Origin of the sequence: Streptomyces tendae, assembly GCF_014650435.1 — a bacterium.
Lineage (GTDB): Bacteria > Actinomycetota > Actinomycetes > Streptomycetales > Streptomycetaceae > Streptomyces > Streptomyces tendae.
Map to the genome: position 1 here is coordinate 1 of NZ_BMUY01000040.1, position 6,961 is coordinate 6,961.

At 73.0% G+C, this 6,961-nt stretch carries 1 protein-coding gene; it reads left to right on the forward strand.

Annotated elements, in window-relative coordinates:
• Nucleotides 1-18 precede the first annotated feature (18 nt).
• The coding region (locus IE258_RS40165) for a type I polyketide synthase (RefSeq protein WP_189750733.1) at nucleotides 19-6,961 on the forward strand (6,943 nt) is incomplete at its 3' end.

Consider the following 6,961-nt stretch of genomic DNA (forward strand, 5'->3'; position numbering starts at 1 on the left):
ACACCAGCCGGACATACCGTGCAACTACCCACCTACGCATTCCAGCACCAGCGCTACTGGCTCGACAGCACCACCGGCAGCAGTGTCGACGTCGGGGCGGCCGGGCTGGGCGCCGCCCGCCATCCGCTGCTCGGAGCGGCCGTCGCCCTCGCGGGCAACGGCGGCACCGTACTGACCGGCAGGCTCTCTCTCGACACACACCTCTGGCTGGCCGATCACGCCGTACGTGGTGTCGTCCTCGTGCCCGGCACCGGCCTGGTCGAACTCGCCGTCCGTGCGGGCGACGAGGTCGGCTGCGGACTCTTGGAGGAACTCACGCTCCAGGCTCCGCTCGTCCTGCCGCCCGAGGGCGCGGTGCAGGTCCAGGTCGTCGTCGGTGCCGCCGACGACGCCGGGGTGCGCAGCGTGGACATCTACTCGCGGCCGGAGGAGCCGGGCGTGGACGGGCCGTGGACGCTGCACGGGACGGGCACGGTGATGCCCGGCGCCGGTGAACCGGCCGACGGCCGGGCCGACCTCACCGTCTGGCCGCCGCGGGACGCCCAAGTCCTGGACACCGACGGCTTCTACGAGACGATGGCCGGCCGCGGTTACGAGTACGGCCCCGCGTTCCAGGGCCTGCGCCGCGTCTGGCGTCGTGGGGACGAGGTGTTCGCCGAGGTCGCCCTTCCCGAGGAAATCGCGGGTACCGCCGGGGAGTTCGGGCTGCATCCAGCGCTGGCCGACGCGGGGCTCCAGGCCGGGCTGCTCACGCTCTTCGCCCCCGCGGACGACGGTACCCCCGGGAACCGGCTGCCGTTCTCGTGGCGCGGGGTCGCCCTGCACGCCGTGGGCGCGACCACCCTGCGCGTGCGCATGGCCCCGGTCGCCGGTGATCCGACGACGGTGACGCTCGACATGGCGGACGCCTCCGGTGCGCCGGTGGCCTCGGTGGACGTCCTCGCGACGCGTGAGGTGTCCGAGGCGCGGCTCGCGGCCGCGGCTCCGGGGGCCGACGACTCGCTGTTCCGGGTGGAGTGGGTTGCCACTGCCGGTGGTGGCTCGGTCGAGGCTGCGTCCTGGGCGGTACTCGGGGACTCGCCTCTGGGTGACGGTGGTCTCGCGTTCGCGGATGCGGATGCGCTGGTCGCGTCGTCGGCGGACCTTCCCGACACCGTGGTGCTGGAGTGCCCGGCGGGTGAGGGCGCAGGTGCGGTGCCGGAGGTCGTACGGGCGCGGCTCGCCGAGGTGCTGGGCGTGCTCCAACGGTGGGTTGCCGACGAGCGGCTGGCGTCCTCCCGGCTGGTCGTGGTGACACGGGGCGCGGTGGGCCTGTGCGCCGGCGAGACCGTGGACGTGCGGGTCGCGCCGGTGTGGGGTCTGGTGCGTGCGGCTCAGGCCGAGCACCCGGACCGGTTCGTGCTGGCGGATCTTCCCGCGGGTGCCGGTGCGCGGGAGCTGGCCGCCGGGCTGGCCTCCCGTGAGCCGCAGTGGGCCGTGCGGGACGGAGTCGTGCGCGTCCCGCGTCTGGTGCGAGCGCAGGTTCCGGCCGGTGAGGCGCCGGGCTTCGGGGACGGTCCGGTGCTCGTCACCGGCGCCTCCGGGGTGCTCGGCGGTATCGTCGCCCGGCACCTGGTCTCGGCACACGGCGTGCGGGAGCTGATGCTCGTCAGCCGTCGCGGTCCGGCGGCCGACGGCATGGACCGGCTGGAGGCGGAGCTGGTCGCCCTCGGCGCGACCGTCGAGAGCATCGCCTGCGACGTGGCCGACCGCGACGCCCTGGCCCGCGTGCTCACCGGCCGTCGGCTGACCGGTGTGGTGCACGCGGCGGGTGTGCTGGACGACGGTGTGCTGGAGTCCCTGGACGAGACCCGGTTCGACACCGTGCTGCGGCCCAAGGTCGACGCCGCCTCGCATCTGCACGAGCTGACCCGCGACCACGAGCTGTCGGCGTTCGTGCTGTTCTCGGCCGGCGCCGGCACCCTCGGCAACGCCGGCCAGGCCGGTTACGCGGCCGCCAACGTCTTCCTCGACGCCCTCGCCCAGGCCCGCCGCGCCGAGGGCCTGCCCGGTCTGTCACTGGCGTGGGGCCTGTGGGCCGAGACCAGCGCGATGACCGGTCGGCTCGGCGAGACCGACCTGAACCGGCTCGCCCGGCTCGGCGTCACCGCCATGGAGACCGGGCAGGCCCTCGCCCTTCTCGACGCGGCCGCCCGCACCGACGAGCCGTACCTGCTCCCCGTACGGCTGGATCTCGCGGCCCTGCGGCGGCGCGCGGCGGTCTCCGGGGTGCCGGCGCTGCTGAGCGCCTTGGTCCCGCAGCGTGTGCGCCGACAGGCGACCGGTACGGGTGCTGGTGCCGCGTCCGCCGACGGCGGCGACCTCGGCGGGCGGCTCGCCGCACTGCCCGCGGACCGGCGCGAGGAGTTCCTGCTCGACCTGGTCCGCGGCGAGGTCGCGGCCGTCCTCGGACACGCTTCCCCTGACGCGGTCGAACCCGAACGCGCCTTCAAGGATCTCGGTTTCGACTCCCTCACCGCCGTCGAACTACGCAACCGGCTCGGCGCCGCCACCGGGCTGCGCCTGCCCGCGACCCTCGTCTTCGACCACCCGAATGCCGCCGCCGTGGTCCGCCTGCTGTGGTCCGAACTCGGCGGCGCCGGCCTGGCCGATGACACCCCGGCGACCCGTCCGAGCACGCCGGCCGCCGCCGACGAACCCATGGCGATCATCGGCATGAGCTGCCGTTTCCCTGGCGACGTGGAGTCCCCGGAGGACCTGTGGCGGCTGGTCGCCGAGGCCCGCGACGCGATCGACGAGATGCCCGGCGACCGCGGCTGGGACGTCGACGCCCTCTACGACCCGACCCCGGGCGTCCCCGGACGGGTCTACTCCCGTGAGGGCGGTTTCCTGCGGAACGCGGCCGAGTTCGACCCGGCGTTCTTCGGGATCTCGCCGCGTGAGGCGTTGGCGATGGACCCGCAGCAGCGGCTGCTGCTGGAGACGTCGTGGGAGGCGTTCGAGCGCGCGGGCATCGACCCGGCCACCCTGCGGGGCAGCCGGACAGGCGTCTTCGCGGGCGTCATGTACCACGACTACGGCGCCCGGCTCGGCGCGGGCACCGTGCCCGAGGACGTCGAAGGGTACGTCGGCAACGGCAGCGCCGGCAGCATCGCGACCGGCCGCATCGCCTACACCCTCGGCCTCGAGGGCCCGGCGGTCACCATCGACACCGCCTGCTCGTCCTCCCTCGTCGCGCTGCACCTCGCCATGCAGGCGATCCGGCAGGGCGAGTGCTCGCTCGCGCTGGTCGGCGGCGTCACCGTCATGTCGTCGATCGAGATGTTCCTTGAGTTCAGCCGTCAGCGCGCCGTCTCGCCCGACGCCCGCTGCAAGGCGTTCGGCGCGGGTGCGGACGGCGCCGGCTTCAGCGAGGGCGCGGGGATGCTGCTGGTGGAGCGGCTGTCCGACGCCCAGCGTCTGGGGCACCCGATCCTGGCGGTCGTCCGGGGCAGTGCGATCAACCAGGACGGCGCGTCCAACGGCCTGACGGCACCCAACGGCCCCGCTCAGCAGCGGGTGATCCGGCAGGCGCTCGCCACCGCGGGACTGGAGGCCGGGCAGGTCGACGCGGTGGAGGCGCACGGCACCGGCACGTCGCTGGGCGACCCCATCGAGGCGCAGGCCCTGATGGAGACCTACGGGCAGGAGCATCCTGCCGAACGGCCGCTGTGGCTGGGGTCGTTGAAGTCCAACATCGGGCACGCCCAAGCGGCAGCCGGTGTCGGCGGTGTGATCAAGATGGTCATGGCGCTGCGCGAAGGCGTCCTGCCACGCACCCTCCACGCGGACGAACCCTCCCCGCACATCGACTGGACGGCAGGAAACGTACGGCTGCTCACCGAGTCGCGCGAGTGGCCCGTGACCGGGCAGCCCCGCCGCGCCGGTATCTCTGGCTTCGGCGCCAGCGGCACCAACGCCCACCTCATCCTGGAGCAGGCCCCGGCACTCCCCGCCGAGGACACCCCGGAGGAGCCTTCGCTGCCGCTCGTCCCGTGGCTGGTCAGTGCCAAGTCGGAAACAGCCCTGCGGGCGCAGGCGGAACGGTTGCGGTCGTACATCGCCGAACGCCCCGGACTACGCCCGGCAGATGTGGCGTTCTCCCTGGCCACGACGCGCGGGGTGCTGGAGCACCGGGCCGTGGTGGTGGGCACGAACCTCAGCGAACTCACCGAGGGCCTGGGCGCGTTGACCCAGACGGCGACCGCCACCCCGGGCCGTACCGCCTTCCTGTTCACGGGGCAGGGGGCTCAGCGAGTGGGGATGGGACGGGAGTTGTATGACACCTTCCCTGCGTTCCGGAACGCGCTGGACGAGGTGTGTGCGGTACTGGATCCGCTGCTGCCACGCCCCTCACGTGAGGTGATGTGGGAGGGAGACGCACAGGCCCTGTCCCGGACCGAATTCACCCAGCCCACACTGTTCGCCATCGAGGTGGCACTGTTCCGGCTGCTGGAGTCATGGGGCATCCGCCCGGACGCAGTGGCCGGACACTCCATCGGAGAAATCGCCGCCGCACATGTAACCGGCGTGCTGTCCCTGACGGACGCGTGCGTGCTGGTCGCCGCCCGCGGCCGGCTGATGCAGGCACTGCCCGACGACGGCGTGATGATCGCCGTGCAGGCAACCGAGGACGAAGTCCTGCCCCTGCTGGAGAAGGTCACCGACCGGGCGGACATCGCCGCGGTCAACGCACCCGAAGCCGTCGTCGTCTCCGGCGCCAAGACCGAAGTCGAACACGTCGCTGCCGCCCTCGGCGCCCAGGGCAGGCGGGTCAAGCGACTCACGGTCAGCCACGCCTTCCACTCCCCCCTGATGGACCCGATACTCAAGGACTTCCAGGCCGTCGTCGAAGGACTCTCCTTCCGCCAGCCGTCCCTGCCCTTCGTATCCACCGTCACCGGAACCGTGGCAGGAGCCGAGATCACCGAGCCTGCGTACTGGGTGCGGCACGTGCGCCAAACCGTCCGCTTCACCGACGGACTGCGAACCCTGCACGGACTCGGCGTGCGGAAGTTCGTCGAGATCGGCCCCGACGCGATACTGACCGGACTCGTCGAACAAACCCTCGACACACAAGCCGTGCCCGTCCTACGCCGGGACCGGACCGAAGTACGAGCGGCAGTCGAAGCGGCCGGCGGCTTCTTCACGCGGGGTGGTTCGGTCGACTGGCCGGCAGTGCTGGCCGGTGGACGGCGAGTGGATCTGCCGACGTACGCCTTCCAGCATGAACGGTACTGGCTGGACGCCCCCGTCAGCGTCGGTGATGTCACGGCGCTGGGTCTCCGGCGGGCCGAGCACCCGCTGCTGGGCGCGGCGGTGGAGCTGGCCGGGTCCGACCGGATGGTCTTCGCGGGGCGTCTTTCGGCGGCCTCGCAGGGCTGGCTGGCGGACCACGCGGTCCACGGCACCGTCCTCGTCCCCGGCACCGCCCTGGTCGAGCTGGCGCTGGCGGCCGGGGACGAGGTGGGCTGCGGCCGGCTGGAGGAGCTGACGCTCCAAGCACCGCTGGTCCTGCCGGAGACCGGTGCCGTGCAGCTCCAGGTGTCCGTGGGGGAGGCGGACGCCGAGGGCCGCCGTACCGTCGAGATCCACTCGCGCCCCGAGCGGGACGCGGCTGAGGTGGCCTGGGCCTGCAACGCGCTCGGCGCTCTCACCGAGGCCGCCGCGGACCCCGCCCCGGCCGCACTCGGCGGAGTCTGGCCCCCGCAGGACGCCTCGGCCGTCGAGGTGGGCGACTTCTACGACGACCTGGCCGACCGGGGCTACGAGTACGGCCCCGTCTTCCAGGGTCTGCGCCGAGCCTGGCGGCGCGGCGACGAGGTGTTCGCCGAGGTGGCCCTGCCCGAGGAGGCCACGAACACGGCCGACGCGTTCGGGCTGCACCCTGCGCTGCTCGATGCCGCCCTGCACGCCATGAACTTCGTCTCCGTGACCGCGGGTTCGGGCACACCGCTGCCGTTCGCCTGGACCGGAGTCACCCTGCACGCGGTCGGTGCCACGGCTCTGCGGGTGCGGATGGCACCGCACGACGCGCGCGGCGCCGTGAGCGTGGAGCTGTTCGACCAGGCCGGATTGTCGGTCGCGTCGGTGGAGTCGCTGGCGCTGCGCGAGGTGAGCCGGGAGCAGTTGGCGGTCGCGGACGGTCCCGACTCGTTGTTCGAGGTCGAGTGGGTTTCCGCCGCCGACGGTGGCTCAGCCGAGACTGGGGCCGCCTCTTGGGCGGTGCTCGGGGACTCGCCTCTGGCCGAGGGCGGACTGGTGTTCGCGGACGTGGAGGCGTTGCTCGCGTCGTCACAGAACCTTCCCGGCACGGTGGTGTTGGAGTGCCCGACGGTCGAGGACGCCCCGGTGCCGGATGCCGTACGGGACCGGCTCACCGCTGTACTGGATGTGCTGCAGCGGTGGGTTGCTGACGAGCGGCTGGCGTCCACACGGCTGGTCGTGGTGACCCGGGGTGCCGTGGCCGCGTCCACGGATGAACCGGTGGACGTGCGCATCGCGCCGGTATGGGGTCTGGTGCGCGCGGCACAGGCCGAACACCCCGGACGGTTCGTGCTGGCGGACCTCCCGGCGGGTGCCGGTGGCGAGGCGCTGGCCGCCGGACTCGCCTGCGATGAACCGCAGTGGGCCCTACGGGACGGTGCCGTACACGTCCCACGACTCGTCGGAGCCCACACGGCAGGCACCGCCGTCACCGACGCCCCGGCCGCCTACGGGCAGGGCCCTGTCCTCGTCACCGGCGCCACCGGCGCTCTCGGCAAGCTCATCGCCCGGCACTTGGTGTCGGTGCACGGGGTGCGCGATCTGGTACTGCTCAGCCGGCGCGGGCTCGCCGCCGACGGCATGGACACACTCCGCGACGAACTCACCCACCAGGGCGCATCCGTAGAGGTACTGGCATGCGATGCAGCCGACCGCA